We start from the raw sequence: 16,337 nt of genomic DNA on the forward strand, positions 1-16,337 counted from the left end.
TTGATTGGCCGACTTAGAATTCGTACGATACGCGACCATAGAGGAAACGACCGCTGAAACCGAAGGGCGACTGCGAGCTGTACGGCAGGAACGAGTTGTTCAGGCCATAATTCACCCCATCAACCGTGCCGAAGGGCAGGCGATCGGGATAGACGTCGAACAGATTATTCGCGCCGATGGCGAGCGAAAGCTTTTCCATCGGCTTGACGCGCAGTTCAAGGTCGGTGACCCATTTGGGCGACAGGAAGATGTCCCCCGGAACATCGCCCGGCGCCAGTGCGATATTGTTGTTGTTCGCCGCCGTCGAGAAGCTGCTCGGCAGGAAGACTTCGCCATAACGGTTGGTGCGCAGCGTCAGACCGAACATGTCATAATCCCAATCAAGGCTGAAGTTCAGTTTGTTCTTGGGTTGACCGTCGGTCAGGCGAAAGCTTTCCTGACGTGCAAACAGCCGCTGGGCGGTAAAGCCAGAGAAGACGCGGCGGTCGGTAATCTTGGTATTGTTCAGATTGTAACCAGCGCTCAGACGGACCGTACCCATTCCGAAATCTGGAACGCGGTAGCTTGCGACAATGTCCAGACCTTCGGTCTTGGTGTCGATGCCGTTGATGAAGAAACGGGCCGAACTGACCCCGGTTACGCCCGCTGCAGTCAGCAAGTTAACGACGTCAGCGCCGGTCAGGTTCTCGGTCAGCGTGATGCGGTCTTTGATCTTGATGTTATAATAGTCGACGGTGAGATTGAGGCCTTCAAGCATGTTGAAGGTCACGCCGCCGCCGATGTTCACCGACTTTTCAGGCTCAAGCGGCTGAGCGCCAAGTGCGACTGCCACCGGTGAAGAAACCGGGAAGGTGCCGACTTCTATCAACACGCCGCCGACATTGTTTGTCGATGTAGTCGCGAAGGCCTGCTGCGCAAGGCTGGGAGCGCGGAAGCCGGTCGAAATCGATCCGCGGAAGGCGAGGCCGTCGATCGGTTCAAAGCGTGCCGCAGCCTTACCGTTCACGGTGCTACCAAAGTCGCTATAATGTTCATAGCGACCAGCCAGCTGCAGTGTGAAGCTGGAGCTTAGGTCAGCGTCGAGTTCGACATAACCAGCATAGCTATCACGCGATTCATCGGTGGCATTGGCCGGGCGGAAGCCGGGGAACACCTGCGAACCGCCAGCAGCATTGAATGGTGCTGCCGAGAAGGGACCATTGATGTAGCTTTGCAGTTCGCCTGCGACGATCTTGTAATTCTCGTCGCGATATTCGCCACCAAAGGCAAGTGAGACGCTATCGCCGATGCCCAGATCAAGGTCACGACGCATGTCGAGATTGACCGTCGTCTGGCCAGCGCGCATGCCGCCTGCATTGAAACGGCGGGCACTGTCTGTACCGCCGATCGAGGTGTTGACGCTGTTTTCGACCTTGTAGTTCAAAAGGTTGGAGCCATAGACCAGCGACAGGTCATAGTCCCAGGCGCCCAGTGCGCCACGCAGGCCAGCAGCTGCTGAGATGTCGACTATCTCGCTGACGATCAAGGGCAGGAATCCGTCGGCGTAGATAGGCACAAATGTTGTGGTCGAAGCGGCCCAGTCGCGATTGCGGACGTCGGACGAGCGCCGATAGAAGCCCGCGCCATTGCCGTCACGGACGCCATAGCTGCCGAAGGTGTAGAATTCGATGTTGTCCGACAGATCATAGCCCGCGTTCAGGAAGAAATTCAGGTCTTTCGAAACACCATCGCCATAACGGTGAGCATAACGGTTGAACGTTGCTTCACGCGGGTCACCCGCTGCGAAATAGTTGCGGCGGATATCCGGCCCCGAACGGTTGGTCGGCGAGCGATCTTTATATTCGGCGGTGAAGTTCAGATAACCACTGTCGCCGACAGGCAGACCAAAGTTGGACGCAAAGGTATAGGTGTCGCCATCGCGACGTTTGCGGTCTTGTCCGGTATAAGTGATTACCGGGTTGTCCGCTGCACCGGTCGTCAATGCGACGGCATCAACTTGGCCGACATCTTCCATTGTCGTGATATATTTGCCGTAGGTCGCTTGAGCACGGCCACCTACGCCCTTTTTCAGCTGGACGTTGATCACGCCTGCAATCGCGTCCGAACCGTAAAGCGACGCGGCGCCATCGCGCAGCACTTCGATACGTTCAATCGCAAGCGGCGGGATGGTGTTCATGTCAACCGCGGTCGAACCGCGGCCGACCGAACCGTTGAGGTTGATCAGTGACGACTGGTGGCGGCGCTTGCCGTTGACGAGCACCAGCACCTGATCAGGGGCGAGGCCGCGCAATGTAGCCGGACGGAGTGAGTCCGTTCCATCAGTCAGCGACGGCTGCGGGAAATTGAACGAGGGAACCAGCTGGTTGAGCAGACGGTTGGTTTCGGTCGAACCGCTGTTCACCAGATCGGCGGCGGACAGCACATCCACCGGAACAGGGCTGTCCGCCACGGTGCGGTCGGTGCGGCGGGTGCCGGTGACGATGATCGCTGGTTGGTCTGCTGCGTCGTCGGCTTGTGCTTCATCCTGCGCATAGGCCGGGGCGGCTGTTGCAACCAGCATGGCGGTGAATGAGGCGGAGATTGAAAGGAGCGATCCGAAGTTGGATTTTTTCATTGTTTTGTCCTTTGTCCAGTTCAGGAGATTAAGTACGTAAGATGTTGCCACTATTGCAAAGGCATGGCTAGCGCAGGCGCAATTTCCATTCATTTTCTGTCATTCCTGTGTCATTATTGCAACGCAGCATAAATACGCCCGCCGACGCAGAATTCTGTGGATTGATGCAATCCGCGCTATGCGGTGACTCGCTGGCTCGCTATCGGAGCGGGGATGGCTGATACCACCGACACAGACTTGCCCGCCGAAGATCCGTTCGACCAGATCGTGAATGCGCCATTCGATGCGGCGATTTCCGAACGCTATCTGATTTACGCGATGTCGACGATCACCGCGCGGTCATTGCCCGATCTGCGCGACGGGTTGAAACCGGTGCATCGCCGCTTGCTGTGGGCGATGCGCCAGCTGAAGCTCGAACCTTCGAGTGGGTACAAGAAATGTGCGCGCGTTGTCGGCGACGTCATCGGTAAATATCACCCGCATGGCGATCAGTCGGTCTATGACGCGATGGTTCGCCTCGCGCAGACTTTCTCGCTGCGTTACCCTTTGGTCGATGGGCAGGGAAATTTCGGCAATATCGACGGCGATAATGCAGCCGCCTATCGCTATACCGAAGCCAAGCTGACCAAGACCGCGATCGAGCTGATGCAAGGGCTCGATGAAAATGCAACCGACTTCAAACCAACCTATAATGGCGAGGATGAAGAGCCGGAAGTAATGCCCGGCCTCTTCCCCAATCTGCTCGCCAATGGTGCGAGCGGGATTGCGGTGGGCATGGCGACCAGCATTCCTTCGCACAATGCGGCGGAAGTGATTGATGCAGCAATGCTGCTGATCGACGAACCCAAAGCGACGCACGATCAGTTGATGCAGATTGTTCAAGGACCAGACTTCGCCACTGGAGGCGTGCTGGTGGACAGCCGCGAAACGATCAGTTTGGCTTATGCGACAGGTCGCGGTGCATTGCGGGTGCGCGCGCGCTTCCATGCCGCCGACGCCAAGGAAGCAGCGGACCGTGAAGCCGGTATCGAACGGCTATCGGGCGGCACCTGGCAATTGGTGATCAGCGAGATTCCGTATCAGGTGCAAAAGGGCAAGCTGATCGAGCAGATTGCCCAACTGATCGCGGACAAGAAGCTGCCGATCCTCGACGATGTGCGCGATGAATCAGATGCCGACATTCGCATCGTATTGGTTCCCAAAAGCCGCAACGTCGATCCCGAAGATCTGAAGAATGCGCTGTTCCGTCTGACCGACCTTGAAACGCGCTTCGGGCTCAACATGAATGTGCTCGATGCCAACCGCGTACCCAAGGTGATGGGGCTGGGCGAGGTGCTGCGCGAATGGCTGACGCACCAGATAGAGGTGCTGGTTCGCCGATCGCAACATCGCCTCGAAAAAATCGACGCACGGCTCGAACTGCTCGAAGGCTATATCATCGCCTATCTCAACCTCGACCGGATCATCGAGATCATCCGGACAGAGGATGAACCCAAGCCTGTGATGATGGCCGAATTCCAGTTGACCGACCGGCAGGCCGAGGCGATCCTCAACATGCGGTTGCGCTCCCTGCGCAAGCTGGAAGAAATGGAACTGCGCCGTGAGCGTGACGAACTGCATGCCGAGCGCGAAGAACTGGTCAAGCTGATCGAAAGCCCGGCGCGGCAACGGACACGTTTGAAGAAGGATCTGACCAAACTGCGCATCGGCTATGCCGAAGACACCGATCTTGGGCGCAGACGCACGTCACTGATCGAAGCGGCACCCGCGCGAGAAATTTCGCTTGAGGCTTTTGTAGAGCGCGAGCCGGTCACCGTCATCCTTTCCAAGCGCGGCTGGATCAAGGCGATGAAGGGTCATGCGGACCTGTCGGCCAAGGCGGATTACAAGTTCAAGGAAGGCGATGCGCAGGCGCAGGTCTTCCATGCGCAGACCACCGACAAGATCCTTGTCGCCACTGCCAATGGCCGTTTTTACACCATCGGTGCAGACAAGCTGCCCGGCGCACGCGGCTTCGGTGAGCCGTTGGGTACCATGATCGATATCGAGGCGGGAAATGATGTCCTCACGCTCTTGCCCGTTACGTCCGGTGGCCGGATGCTGCTCGCAGCATCGACGGGCAAAGGATTCCTTTGCAAAATGGAAGACGTTGTCGCTGAGACCCGCAAGGGCAGAGGCGTCGTAACTCTGAAACCCGGCGCGCGGCTGCAGGTTGTGCGGCTTGCTCCTGCGGAGACTTCGGAGGAAACCGCCGCAAAGGATCAGTATGTCGCTGTCGTTGGAGATAACCGCAAACTGGTGATCTTTCCGATGAACGAAATTCCGGAAATGGCGAAGGGGCAGGGCGTCACCTTGCAACGCTATAAGGATGGCGGGCTGTCTGATGCTGTTTGCTTCAATCTGAGTGAAGGGTTGAGCTGGACAATGGGCGGCGACAGCGGTCGGACAAGAACCGAAACGGACCTGACGCAGTGGCGTGTAGCACGCGGGGCCGCAGGACGGCTTCCACCGCAGGGATTTCCGAGGAACAACCGCTTTGATTAACGGCTGCAGGCAGCCGAATTAGCCTTTTGTTCTATATCTCCCGTGAAGCAAATATTTACATGTTTCGCGTAATTCCTTCCCAATGAGGATGTGGGATAACAAAACATTTACCCACGGGTCGCCAGCCTCTCTGACGTCTAAACTCGTCCAGAGAACTGTTCCCGAAGGAGAGGAAGCGAGCCATGCCTGGCTGAACTCGCTGCCTATTGCTGCAGCGATCTATCGCGTAGATATCAGCGGTGCAAAGCGCATCGCGACCAATGGGCAATTTGATTATCTCGCGCTCGGTCGGGCTCGTGATGCCGGATTCGATCCTTGCTACTTCAATGACTTGATCCTTGATATGGTTGACAACGACCGACAGGAGCATTTCGAACGTTGGCGCTCGCCAGATAAAATTCAGCCGCTTGACGTCGAAATCAATGTCTCGCGTTTTGGCAATGAAGTGCCGCATGTTCTAGTGTCGCTGGTTGATCGCACCGCCGAGGTGCAGGGTAATGTCAATCTGCGCCGTGAAATGATGAATGACAGTCTGACAGGCTTTGCGAATCGCATCGGATTTGAGGAACGCATCGCCGATGCTGTCGATGAGATGCAGCGCGCCGGCGGCGACAAAAAATTTGCGCTCATCATGTTCGACTTAGCACGGTTCAGCCGGATCAATGAATCGGTTGGCGTATTGGCGGGGGATGAGCTGATCATCACGGTCGCAAAACGGCTGACGTCAAGACTTCGGAGCAGCGAAATAATTGGTCGCCTCGGCGGCAATGAATTTGCCCTTTTTGCCCCGGTTGACGATTTGCGCGGCGCCGAGGCGATCGCATCGCGGGTCGTGAAAGCTTTTGACGACCCGTGCAAATTGTCGAACCTGGAAATCCAGATCGATTGCGCTGTTGCCGCAGCTATGGGAGATTCGACCACAGACGATCCGATGGACGTACTGCGTCATTCCCAGATTGCACTCAAGCGGGCGAAACAGTCAAAGAAGTTCGAACTGTTTTCGGCGGACAAGCTCGACCGGGCTCTTCACCGATTCTCGCTCGAAACCGATCTGCGTCGTGCCTTGGAGCGTGACCAACTTGAATTGCACTATCAACCCCTGATCGATCTGGAGAGCGGACAGCTGAATGGTTTTGAAGCGTTGGCGCGCTGGAACCATCCTACGCTCGGGATGGTCTCGCCGCTCGATTTCATTCCTGTGGCCGAGGAAAGTGGGCTGATCGTCCCGTTGGGCCGTTGGGCACTTGAAAAGGCTGCCAAGACGATCGCCCAATGGGAAGGCGATATGGGAGATGATTTGCCCATCAAGGTGTCGGTCAACCTGTCTGCTGTCCAATTGCTGCGTGATGATGTGCCCAAGGCCGTCGAGCATGCCATCCGTTCGGCGGGTATAGACGGCAACCGCTTGACGCTGGAGCTCACCGAAAGCGCCTTTGTCGATGATCCGGATGGTGCCCGCCGTGTGCTCGAAGCGCTCAAGGCGCTCAATACAAATCTGGCTATGGATGATTTTGGCACAGGTTATTCCAATCTGGCCTATCTGCAAAAGCTGCCAATTGATGTCCTCAAAATCGACCGCAGTTTTGTTTCGGATATGCTGGCCAATCGTGACAACCGGGCGATTGTCAGCACCATATTGTCGCTGGCTTCGGCGTTGGGGATGAAGACAACAGCGGAAGGCATTGAATGTGCTGCGGTTTCGGCTGAACTAAAGGGACTGGGTTGCACCAATGGGCAGGGCTATTATTTCGCCCGACCACTTACATCTGAGGCGGCTTACAGCTTTTTGTCGTCGCGTAACGCAACCTCGACCAGCTGATCGGCAATCTCGGTCACGCGAGGCTCTGCGGGGAAGGATTCCGCGACCCATTGCCGTTCGATCGCCTGCAATGTTTTTGCAACCACTGGTCCGGCACGCAGTCCCATTGCAATCAGATCGCCGCCTTTGATCAGCAGTTCGGGAACATCCCAGTTCTCGAGACTGGCCAATTCCACGCTACAGTTTTCTTCGTTCGAGTTCAGCAAAACCAGATCGCGGGCATTATCTAGACCAATGGCATAAGCCAGTTGGCGCGCCGATTGGTCTGTATTGGCATTGGTCGCCAAATAGGTCAGATCGGTGCGCAAGCGGTTTGACAGCTTCAAGCGTGCGGCGACCTTTTCAACGATTGTGGCATCTACGGGCAGGATCGCGCTCAGCCTTCGTCCAACTGAGGGATTGGATGCAGACACTGTTTCCCGATCAATCAGCTTTGCAAGCTTGCTCCCAGCGTCGTTCACAACTTCCGGCAGAAAAGCTGCGAAAATGCCATTGTCGAGCATCACCTGCACCGCAGGAGCAGGATTTGCCACTGAAAGCAATTTGCGCAGTTCATCGGCGATGCGCTCACGCGACAAAGCCATCAGCTTGCTGGCATGTTTGGCTGCAGCCGCCAATGCGTCGGCGTCGATCGCACCCTGCCCGAAACGCGCATGGAAACGGAAGAGGCGCAGGATACGCAGATGATCCTCGGCAATGCGCTGCTCGGCATTGCCGATGAAGCGCACATGATGCGCCTTCAAATCGGTCAGGCCATCGAAATAGTCGAAAATCTGGCGACTTTCGGGATCGGCATAGAGCGCATTAATGGTGAAATCGCGCCGTGCGGCATCCTCTTGCCAGTCGGTCGCAAATTCTACGGTGGCGCGGCGGCCATCGGTTGAAACATCGCGGCGCAGGGTGGTAATCTCGAAGGTGCGACCATCGGCAACGGCTGTGATTGTGCCATGATCGATGCCTGTGGGAACGGCTTTGATGCGCGCCGCTTCCAACCGCTTGATCACGTCTGCAGGCACCAGAGGAGTGGCAATGTCAACATCGGCGACCGCGATGCCGAGTAAAGCATCACGCACCGCACCGCCCACTATACGCGGCGGTTGGCCATCGATTTTCAGTGCCTCCACAACGCGCTGCAATGCAGGATCGTACAGCCAAGGTGCGTCGGGAAGCTGCATCAATCATCACCCAGCAGTCGGCGAGACAGGTTGGCGATGATACCTGCCGTCACGCCCCAGATGCGCCGACCTTCCCAATCCATGTCATAATATTCGCGCATTTGCCCCTGCCATTCCACCCGCCGTCTGGCGTAATTGGCACGATCAAACAAAATCGCAAGCGGGACCTCAAACCACTCCTCGACCTCTTCGGGGTTTGGCACCAGCGGAAGGTCGGGTGGCACGACGCCGATGACCGGCGTGATCTGGTATCCACTGCCTGAATAATAATCGTCGGCGGGGCCCAATATATTGACTTCATCGCGGGGTAGGGCGATTTCCTCCTCGGCCTCGCGAAGAGCGGCTATAATTGCGTTTTCGTCCTCGGGATCGACCTTCCCACCGGGAAAGGCAACTTGACCTGCATGGCTCCGCAACCAGGCCGGGCGCCGCGTCAGGATGACACCGGGTTCGGTTCTGTCAGTAATGGGCACCAACACCGCAGCATGTCGATAATCGCCGCTGTGACGCGGATAGGCGCGTTCGTCTTCAATCGCGATCGCGCGCGAGGGATGCAAAGCCTCAGCGAACTGCTTTTTCCAACTCATCCGGCGATATCCAGAGCGAAGAACATCCCTTCACTCCACAAACCGAGCATTTCGGGATCGGCGTTGAGTGCATGTTCGGCAAGCTCATAATAGACCGGCCGTGAGCAGCGTGCCCACAACCCGGCACGGACATGCAGATAGGGCACTGGCACACCTTCATAGAGACGTGTCTCGATCCGGTTTTCAGGGCCAGCAACAACCAGATCATCGGTATTGAGCCGGAACGCTATGCTTGCGTCGTGGATTTGCGCGTCAACTGCAATGAAAGGCACATCGTCGACCGCGATCGACAATTTTTCCTGCGGCGTAACCAGCCAATAATTGCCGCCCGCTTCAACCCGCAGCAAACTAGAAAAAGCGCGGACCATGGCTGGCCGTGTTATTTCACCACCTTGATGAAACCAGCGCCCGTCGGCGGCAATGCGCATTTCGCTGTCGCCTGATTTCGCCGGGTTCCAGCTCTCGACCGGCGGCAATTTGCGCTGAGCCACGAGTTCGGCGATCTCGGCGAGGTCAAGGTCGCCCAAAGCGGGAGGAGGCTCATAGGGCACGATCTTCCTCCAGCATGCCGGTTTCAGGTAGCGTCACACCGTTCGCGTTGCGCGCCAATAACCTGCGCGGCTCCCAAGGCCCGGGCAATAACCAGCCGCCGGTCTGTTCGGCGCTGAAGCCGAAGCGGCCATAATATTCGGGATCGCCAATCATCACCATTACAGGCTCCTCGATTTTGGCGGCTGCTGCAAGCATCGCGTGCATCAACTGGTGACCGATACCTTTGCTTTGCAATTTGGGAATAACGGCGACCGGGCCGACCAGCACTATGGGAAAATCTCCGATGCGGACGGGCCAGCACTGGATGCTGCCTACTGGTTCGCCTTTTTCCAGCATTGCAAAGGACAGTGGGGCAATTGGCTTGCTGTGTTTTCGTAAAAGATAGGCAGTCCGACCGAAGCGATCTGCTCCGAACGCATCGTCGAGCAACCGCTCCACTTTTTCAGGCGCAACGGAGTTCAGCGCAATGAGTTCAGGCATCCGGCATCGCCTCGGGCAATTGCCGCCTGCGCAACATCGCAAGCGCGATAAAGGCCGAGGCACCTGCTGTCGCTGCGATCAGATAGGGTGCGCCTGGAAAGCGTATCGGGGCGCCAGTTTCGGTAAATGCCGCCAGCGCATAATTATAGGCAAACTGACCTATCATCATGCTGAGGGCTGCAAGCGAGCCGACCAGCCCCTGCAACTCGCCTTGTTGCGAGGCAGGGGCGCGCTGCGACATCATCGCGTTGAGCGCAGGCATCACCATGCCGGAAAATCCATTGACCAGCAGCAACACCAATATGATCCCGGCAAAGGGCACAAAGGCGACAATCAGATAGCTGGCGATCCCGGATATCATTCCGATATAAGCAGTCTTGCGCTCGCCAAAGCGGGTGATGAAGCGGCGGATTACCAGCGCCTGGAAAACCGCCATTGAAATACCGACAAGGCCGAGCGAAACGCCAACCATGCCGCTGTCCCAGCCATATTGGATCGGCGCAAAGAAAGACCAGCTTGCTGGATAGACATTACCGGCAATCGACCAGAGGAAGTAGATCAACGCCACCGGCACGATACCTTCAATCTTGCCCAGTGAAGCGAAAGCTCCCAGAGGATTGGCGCGTTTCCATTCAAAGGGACGCCGCTTTTCTTCGGGCATGGTTTCCGGGAACACGATCCAGCCATAAATGCCGTTTGCAATGGCCAGTGCGCCTGCAACGAAAAAGGGCACGCGCGGGCCAAAATCACCAAGCAGGCCGCCAATGACCGGGCCAAATATGAAGCCGAGCCCGAAAGCCGCGCCAACCTTGCCGAAACTGGCGGCGCGCTCTTCGGGGGTGGACATATCGGCCATGGCGGCATTGGCCGGGCCGAAAACAGCGCCCAGTCCGCCGGCAATCGCGCGACCAACGAACAGCCAGCCGATATTGGGTGCGAGGCCCATCAGCAGGAAATCGAATCCAAAGGCGAAAAGCGAAATCAGAAAAATCGGCCGCCTGCCGAAACGGTCACCCAAATTGCCCACAGCGGGCATCAGCAGGATCTGGAAAAGGCCATAGGTCGCACCAATCCATGCCCCGATGCGCGCAGCTTCGGCCGCATCGACATGCGCCAGATGTTTGATCAGATCCGGCAGGACAGGCATGATGATGCCGAAACCCATCGAATAAATGAGCACGGTCAGCAGCACGAAGCGGGTAGCACGGCGCTTGAGGGTCGGGTCCATCACCATCGCGGGGGCCTTGTCAGTGGCGCACCTCTTTGTCCAATATTTTTGGAATTTCTGTGGTCAGTGATAGCGGGATTTACTTTGGCTTTTACCGGACTTGCGCTAGCTTGGCGCCAATCAAGAAGCGAGGGGAGCCGCAAATGCAGAATGACGAAAACCCGCCTGTTCAAAGTGAAGCTACAACCGAACCGTTGGTCGAGGCTGTTCAGCAGCCTGCGCGAGAGGCAGTTGCCGACACGGAGGTAGCGACACCTGTTGCGAAAAAACCTTCGAACTGGAGCGGAAAAACGATCTTCTGGCTCGGGCTAGGTTCGATACTGACGGCATTGGCAGCTGGGCTCGGCTCCGGCTGGGGGCTTTGGGATTTCCGCTTCGGATTCCAACTGTTAATGCTTGCCTTCGGCGCAGGGATTTTGGCTTTATTGGGTGGTTTCGTTGTTGGCTGGTGGGCAAAGCGCAAGGGCAGGACCGCGGCTCGCCCGCTGCGCTGGCTGGGCATGACGCTGGGCTGCGCACTGGCACTGTGGCTGTTGAGTTTCGCCTATACCGCGCGCACCGTGCCCGCGATCCACGATATTTCGACCGATCTGGCCGACCCGCCCCAGTTCCGGATGCTTGAAGTGCGGGCTGACAATCTTGACCAGATTCCGGGTGAGAATGAGCCCGAAATGAAAGGAATGAATCCACAACAACGATGGGCGACGCTCCACCAACAGGCTTATGGCGATGTCCGCTCGGTCCGTATTGCGATGCCGGTGGCGGAAGCCATTGCCAAGGCAGAGCGGCTTGCCAAGGTGCGCGGTTGGGAAGTCGTTGTCGCTGATCCGATCGAGGGCCGCCTTGAGGCAACCGACACCACGCGCTTCTTCCGGTTCAAAGACGATGTAGTCGTTCGCGTCCGCCCGACCGAGGACGGCATCGGCAGCATCGTCGACATGCGGTCGATCAGCCGGGTCGGCGTCAGTGACCTTGGCATGAACGCCAAGCGGGTCCGCAGTTTCATCGCAGACCTCGCTGGGACTAATCCCGCCGGTTAGGGCTTGGTGGGCGTCAGCTTTAGCAGGCGCCCTGTTTCGCCGTCTTCCAGCAGCCAGACCGCGCCATCGGGGCCCTGTTCGACTTCGCGGATGCGCGCGCCCATCGGCCAATGGTCCGCTTTTTCGACATTCTCTCCGTTCACTTTGACGCGGACGAGCGCTTCACCGCCCAGACCACCGATAAACAAGGAGCCCTTCCACTTCGGGAAGAGGTCACCATTGTAAAACATCAATCCGCCGGGCGAGATAGCCGGAACCCAAAAGGCCTTGGGCGCTTCGAACCCGTCGCCAGGCGTGTGATCAGGAATATCGCGGCCATCATAATGGCTGCCGTTAGAGGCCTTGGGATAGCCATAATTGGCCCCGCGTTTGACGAGATTGAGTTCGTCGCCGTGGCGCGGGCCCATTTCCTGGTTCCACAATTGCCCCTTGTTATCGAAAGTCAGGCCGAGTGGATTGCGATGGCCGAGTGACCAGATTTGCGATTTCACCGGATTGGCTGCGTCATAAAAGGGATTATCTTTCGGGACTGTACCATCGGGGAAAATGCGCAGTATCTTCCCCAGATTGGAGTTCATATCCTGCGCCGGATCGAATTTCTGGCGTTCGCCCGAGGCGATAAACAGATATTTGGCGTCGGGCGAGAAGGCGAGGCGGTGGCCATAATGACCACGCCCGGAGACTTTTGGAACCTGTCTCCAGATTACTCTCACATCTTTAAGCTCCGGACCGCCAACGCCGGAGCCGAGTGTAGCTTTCGCGACCGCTACGCCAAATCCGCCTTCGCCGGCTTCGGCATAGCTTAGATAGATTGTCCGATTATTGGAAAAGTCGGGATGTAAGATGACATCTCCCAACCCGCCTTGGCCGCCATAGGCGACTTCGGGCACGCCCCTCACTTCGACGACTTCGCCCTCGGATTCCCAAAGGATCAACTTGCCACCTTTTTCGGTGATCAGGGCCTGGTTAAATTCGGGAAGAAAAGTCATCGCCCAGGGTTCGTTGAATGTCGCGATTTCCGTGACTGCGAAGGGCTTGGGACCAGTGGACACTTCTGCATTGCTGGTGGATGGGGCGCAAGCGACAGCAATCAGGCTTGCGGCGGTCAAAACGATGGCACGCAACATGGGAAGGTCTCCTCTTATATTCCAGCTCTTAGATGCGAATGCATCGCGGGATTGGCAAGAGGGTTGCATTTCGGCTTGGCTCCGCCTAGATGGGGTTTATCCCGACATTGCGAAACACTGAAGGGGCTGGCGCCGAAAGGGGCCGGCGCAATCGGTCATTCGCATTGTCATCGACTGTTTTGGAACACCATGCCCGATTTGAACAAACTTGCAGCACTCATCGCACCCGAAGCCGAGGCCCTCGGTTTCGATCTGGTGCGCGTGGCCTGGTTTGATCGCGGTGCTGAAGGCTCCGATGAACCGACCTTGCAGGTGATGGCAGAACGGCCGGAAACAAGCCAGCTTGTCATCGATGATTGTGCCGCACTGTCGCACCGTATCTCAGACCTGTTTGATGAACTGGATCCGATTGAAGAGGCGTATCGGCTGGAGGTCAGCTCCCCCGGCATCGATCGTCCGCTGACTCGCTTGAAAGATTTTACCACGTGGACAGGGCATGAAGCCAAGTTCGAGGCGATCGAGCCCATTGAAAATCAGAAAAGGTTTCGTGGCGAGCTCTCAGGCGTCGACGGCGATGTGGTATCGATCACCGATCGCACCGGTGCCACACATGCAATTGCCTTTTCCAATATACATTCCGCCAAGCTGGTCTTGACAGACCGGCTGATTGCGTCGACTGCGCCGCTCAATAGCGCCGGGGCCGACGAAATCGACGAAGACAACCCCGACCAAGAACAGGAAGACTAGAGTCATGGCCAGTCCGATTGCTGCCAACAAGGCTGAACTGCTTGCAATCGCCAATGCAGTTGCCAGCGAAAAGATGATCGACAAGGCGATCGTCGTCGAGGCACTCGAAGAAGCGATCCAGCGTGCGGCCCGTGCCCGCTATGGCGCCGAAAACGACATTCGCGCAAAGCTCGACATGCAGACGGGCGATCTTCGCCTGTGGCGCGTTGTCGAAGTGGTTGAAGTCGTCGAAGACTATTTCAAGCAGGTCGATATCAAGCAGGCTGAAAAGCTGCAAAAGGGTGCGGCCGTCGGTGATTTTATCGTCGATCCGCTGCCGCCGGTCGATCTTGGCCGTATCGATGCGCAATCGGCAAAGCAGGTTATCTTCCAAAAGGTTCGCGACGCAGAACGCGAGCGCCAGTTTGAAGAATTCAAGGATCGCTCGGGCGAAATCATTACCGGGGTCGTCAAGTCGGTAGAATTCGGCCACGTCGTTGTCGATTTGGGCCGTGCCGAAGGCGTAATCCGCCGCGATCAGCAGATCCCCCGCGAAGCGGTTCGCCCCGGTGACCGCGTCCGTGCGTTGATCCTGAAGGTCGTGCGCGAAAATCGCGGCCCGCAAATCCTGCTCAGCCGCGCGCATCCCGACTTCATGAAGAAGCTGTTTGCGCAAGAAGTGCCCGAAATTTACGACGGCATCATCGAAATCAAGGCTGCTGCCCGCGATCCGGGCAGCCGCGCCAAGATTGGTGTGATCAGCTATGACAGTTCGATCGACCCGGTCGGCGCCTGCGTCGGTATGAAGGGCAGCCGTGTTCAGGCAGTCGTTCAGGAAATGCAGGGCGAAAAAATCGACATCATCCCCTGGTCGGAAGATGCCGCAACCTTCATCGTCAACGCGCTGCAGCCCGCAACGGTCAGCCGCGTGGTTATCGATGAGGAAGAAGCGCGTATCGAGGTTGTCGTTCCCGACGATCAGTTGAGCCTTGCCATTGGTCGTCGCGGCCAGAATGTCCGCCTCGCGAGCCAGCTGACCGGTCGTGCGATCGACATCATGACCGAGGCGGAATCTAGCGAGAAGCGCCAGAAGGAATTTGTCGAGCGTTCGGAAATGTTCCAGCAGGAACTTGATGTCGACGAAACGCTGGCCCAACTGCTAGTCGCCGAAGGCTTCAGCGAGCTTGAAGAAGTCGCCTATGTCGCGCTTGAAGAAATCGCCGGCATCGAAGGTCTCGATGACGAACTCGCCGAAGAACTGCAGAGCCGCGCGCTCGAAGCACTGGAACGTAAGGAAGAGTCTGCGCGTGCCGAGCGCCGCGAACTGGGCGTCGAAGATGCGCTTGCCGAACTGCCGCACCTCACCGAAGCGATGCTGGTGACTTTGGGCAAGGCGGGGGTCAAAACGCTCGACGACCTTGCCGACCTTGCGACCGACGAACTGATCCAAAAGGGCCGCACCGAACAGCGCCGCAGTGACAATCGCCGCCACCGCGTTGAGGATAAGCCCGGCATTTTGGCGGTTTTCGGCCTGAACGAAGAGCAGGGCAACGAGATCATCATGGCTGCCCGTGCGCACTGGTTTGAAGATGAGGAGGACGCCGTTGTCGCGGAAGACTCCCAATGAGAACCTTGATAGCCCTGTAAGAAGGTGCATTCTGACGGGTGAGCGGGCGGAACAACGCCTGCTGATCCGTCTTGCGCTGGGCCCTGATGGACAAGTAGCGCCCGATATTCATGGGAAAGTGCCCGGTCGCGGCGCCTGGATAGGTGTGCCTGCCGAGGAACTCGAAGCCGCGCGCGCCAAGGGGAAGCTTGCTGGACTTTTGAAGCGTGCCTTCAAGGTCTCTGAACTCTTGGTGCCCGACGATCTGGTCGACCGAGTCCGTTCGGGACTTGAAAAGGCAACGCTTGACCGGCTCGGGCTCGAAGCGCGGTCGAGCAATTTGCTTTCCGGAGCGGAAAAGGTCGATGCAGCTGCTCGAAGTGGGGCGGTTGCGCTGTTGCTTCACGCTTCTGACGCAAGCGAAGACGGCGCATCAAAACGCGACCAAAGCTGGCGCGTAGGCCTCGAAGAAGAAGGCAGTGGTCGCAAGGGCCTGCGCTTGCCGGTCGATCGCGACCGGCTTTCCGCGGCACTAGGTCGGACAAATTCGGTGCATGTGGCGATCACCAATGCAAAAGCGGCGGAGCGGGTGAAACATCACCTAGACCGCTGGCTTTATTTCATAGGATGCAGTAACGCGCGCGGCGACGCCAAGGCGGACCGTCGCGCGAATGCTGCATCAGACGGTAATTGATTGAAGGCAAGGTCTGTAGAAAATGAGTGACGAAAACGAAAACAAACCGACATTGGGTCGCAAGCCGCTAGGGCTGAAGCCGCGACTGGAGTCGGGTGAGGTAAAGCAGACCTTCAGCCACGGCCGCACCAACAAGGTTGTGGTT

At 57.5% G+C, this 16,337-nt stretch carries 13 protein-coding genes; 6 read left to right on the forward strand and 7 right to left on the reverse strand.

Translation table 11 applies throughout. The annotated features are described in order from the left end of the window. Positions 1-13: 13 nt before the first annotated feature. On the reverse strand, positions 14-2,614 hold the full coding sequence (locus ABL922_RS04255) for a TonB-dependent receptor (protein ID WP_349022963.1): 2,601 nt from the start codon (positions 2,612-2,614) through the stop codon (positions 14-16). Between the two features lie 213 nt (positions 2,615-2,827). Here ABL922_RS04255 and parC point away from each other — a divergent pair, with 213 nt between their 5' ends. Then, positions 2,828-5,158, forward strand: a complete 2,331-nt coding sequence (gene parC, locus ABL922_RS04260; RefSeq protein WP_349022964.1) for a DNA topoisomerase IV subunit A — start codon at positions 2,828-2,830, stop codon at positions 5,156-5,158. An 88-nt stretch (positions 5,159-5,246) separates the two neighbouring features. Beyond that, positions 5,247-6,977, forward strand: a complete 1,731-nt coding sequence (locus ABL922_RS04265; protein ID WP_349022965.1) for a bifunctional diguanylate cyclase/phosphodiesterase — start codon at positions 5,247-5,249, stop codon at positions 6,975-6,977. Here ABL922_RS04265 and ABL922_RS04270 read toward each other — a convergent pair. From ABL922_RS04270 to ABL922_RS04290, 5 genes are read right to left on the reverse strand one after another with little or no spacing between them, the layout of a single operon-like run. Further along, on the reverse strand, positions 6,935-8,152 hold the full coding sequence (locus ABL922_RS04270; protein ID WP_349022966.1) for a CCA tRNA nucleotidyltransferase: 1,218 nt from the start codon (positions 8,150-8,152) through the stop codon (positions 6,935-6,937). The genes ABL922_RS04265 and ABL922_RS04270 overlap by 43 nt on opposite strands. Then, positions 8,152-8,739, reverse strand: a complete 588-nt coding sequence (locus ABL922_RS04275; protein ID WP_349022967.1) for a CoA pyrophosphatase — start codon at positions 8,737-8,739, stop codon at positions 8,152-8,154. Before ABL922_RS04275 ends, ABL922_RS04270 begins: the two co-directional genes overlap by 1 nt. Then, entirely contained in the window at positions 8,736-9,290 is a 555-nt protein-coding gene (locus ABL922_RS04280) for a DUF1285 domain-containing protein (protein WP_349022968.1), read from the reverse strand. The genes ABL922_RS04275 and ABL922_RS04280 overlap by 4 nt, the downstream gene beginning before the upstream one ends. Beyond that, positions 9,280-9,771, reverse strand: coding sequence for an N-acetyltransferase (locus tag ABL922_RS04285; RefSeq protein ID WP_349022969.1), 492 nt, complete (start codon positions 9,769-9,771; stop codon positions 9,280-9,282). Before ABL922_RS04285 ends, ABL922_RS04280 begins: the two co-directional genes overlap by 11 nt. Beyond that, positions 9,764-11,005 (reverse strand): TCR/Tet family MFS transporter, encoded by a 1,242-nt coding sequence (locus ABL922_RS04290; RefSeq protein WP_349022970.1) that lies wholly within the window; start codon positions 11,003-11,005, stop codon positions 9,764-9,766. Before ABL922_RS04290 ends, ABL922_RS04285 begins: the two co-directional genes overlap by 8 nt. 137 nt (positions 11,006-11,142) lie before the next feature. Here ABL922_RS04290 and ABL922_RS04295 point away from each other — a divergent pair, with 137 nt between their 5' ends. Next, on the forward strand, positions 11,143-12,039 hold the full coding sequence (locus ABL922_RS04295) for a DUF1499 domain-containing protein (protein WP_349022971.1): 897 nt from the start codon (positions 11,143-11,145) through the stop codon (positions 12,037-12,039). On the opposite strand, the gene ABL922_RS04300 is transcribed toward ABL922_RS04295, so the two are convergent. Beyond that, entirely contained in the window at positions 12,036-13,166 is a 1,131-nt protein-coding gene (locus ABL922_RS04300) for a PQQ-dependent sugar dehydrogenase (protein ID WP_349022972.1), read from the reverse strand. The genes ABL922_RS04295 and ABL922_RS04300 overlap by 4 nt on opposite strands. 189 nt (positions 13,167-13,355) lie before the next feature. Here ABL922_RS04300 and rimP point away from each other — a divergent pair, with 189 nt between their 5' ends. Genes rimP through ABL922_RS04315 form a run of 3 tightly spaced genes read left to right on the forward strand, consistent with a single transcriptional unit; the run spans position 13,356 to position 16,192 of the window. Then, entirely contained in the window at positions 13,356-13,913 is a 558-nt protein-coding gene (gene rimP / locus ABL922_RS04305) for a ribosome maturation protein RimP (protein WP_349022976.1), read from the forward strand. A 4-nt stretch (positions 13,914-13,917) separates the two neighbouring features. Beyond that, positions 13,918-15,519 (forward strand): transcription termination factor NusA, encoded by a 1,602-nt coding sequence (gene nusA / locus ABL922_RS04310; protein WP_349022973.1) that lies wholly within the window; start codon positions 13,918-13,920, stop codon positions 15,517-15,519. Continuing rightward, a complete protein-coding gene (locus ABL922_RS04315) occupies positions 15,497-16,192 on the forward strand; it encodes a DUF448 domain-containing protein (protein ID WP_349022974.1) in 696 nt (231 codons plus the stop codon). Before nusA ends, ABL922_RS04315 begins: the two co-directional genes overlap by 23 nt. Positions 16,193-16,337: the final 145 nt, after the last annotated feature.

The organism is Sphingorhabdus sp., from assembly GCF_040079335.1.
Lineage (GTDB): Bacteria > Pseudomonadota > Alphaproteobacteria > Sphingomonadales > Sphingomonadaceae > Sphingorhabdus_B.

Coding starts and splice junctions, on each gene's coding strand:
- nusA (WP_349022973.1), top strand. CDS start 13,918: ATGGCCAGTCCGATTGCTGCCAACAAGGCTGAACTGCTTGCAATCGCC.
- ABL922_RS04300 (WP_349022972.1), bottom strand. CDS start 13,166: ATGTTGCGTGCCATCGTTTTGACCGCCGCAAGCCTGATTGCTGTCGCT.
- ABL922_RS04270 (WP_349022966.1), bottom strand. CDS start 8,152: ATGCAGCTTCCCGACGCACCTTGGCTGTACGATCCTGCATTGCAGCGC.
- rimP (WP_349022976.1), top strand. CDS start 13,356: ATGCCCGATTTGAACAAACTTGCAGCACTCATCGCACCCGAAGCCGAG.
- ABL922_RS04265 (WP_349022965.1), top strand. CDS start 5,247: ATGTGGGATAACAAAACATTTACCCACGGGTCGCCAGCCTCTCTGACG.
- ABL922_RS04255 (WP_349022963.1), bottom strand. CDS start 2,614: ATGAAAAAATCCAACTTCGGATCGCTCCTTTCAATCTCCGCCTCATTC.
- ABL922_RS04290 (WP_349022970.1), bottom strand. CDS start 11,005: ATGGTGATGGACCCGACCCTCAAGCGCCGTGCTACCCGCTTCGTGCTG.
- parC (WP_349022964.1), top strand. CDS start 2,828: ATGGCTGATACCACCGACACAGACTTGCCCGCCGAAGATCCGTTCGAC.
- ABL922_RS04285 (WP_349022969.1), bottom strand. CDS start 9,771: ATGCCTGAACTCATTGCGCTGAACTCCGTTGCGCCTGAAAAAGTGGAG.
- ABL922_RS04295 (WP_349022971.1), top strand. CDS start 11,143: ATGCAGAATGACGAAAACCCGCCTGTTCAAAGTGAAGCTACAACCGAA.
- ABL922_RS04275 (WP_349022967.1), bottom strand. CDS start 8,739: ATGAGTTGGAAAAAGCAGTTCGCTGAGGCTTTGCATCCCTCGCGCGCG.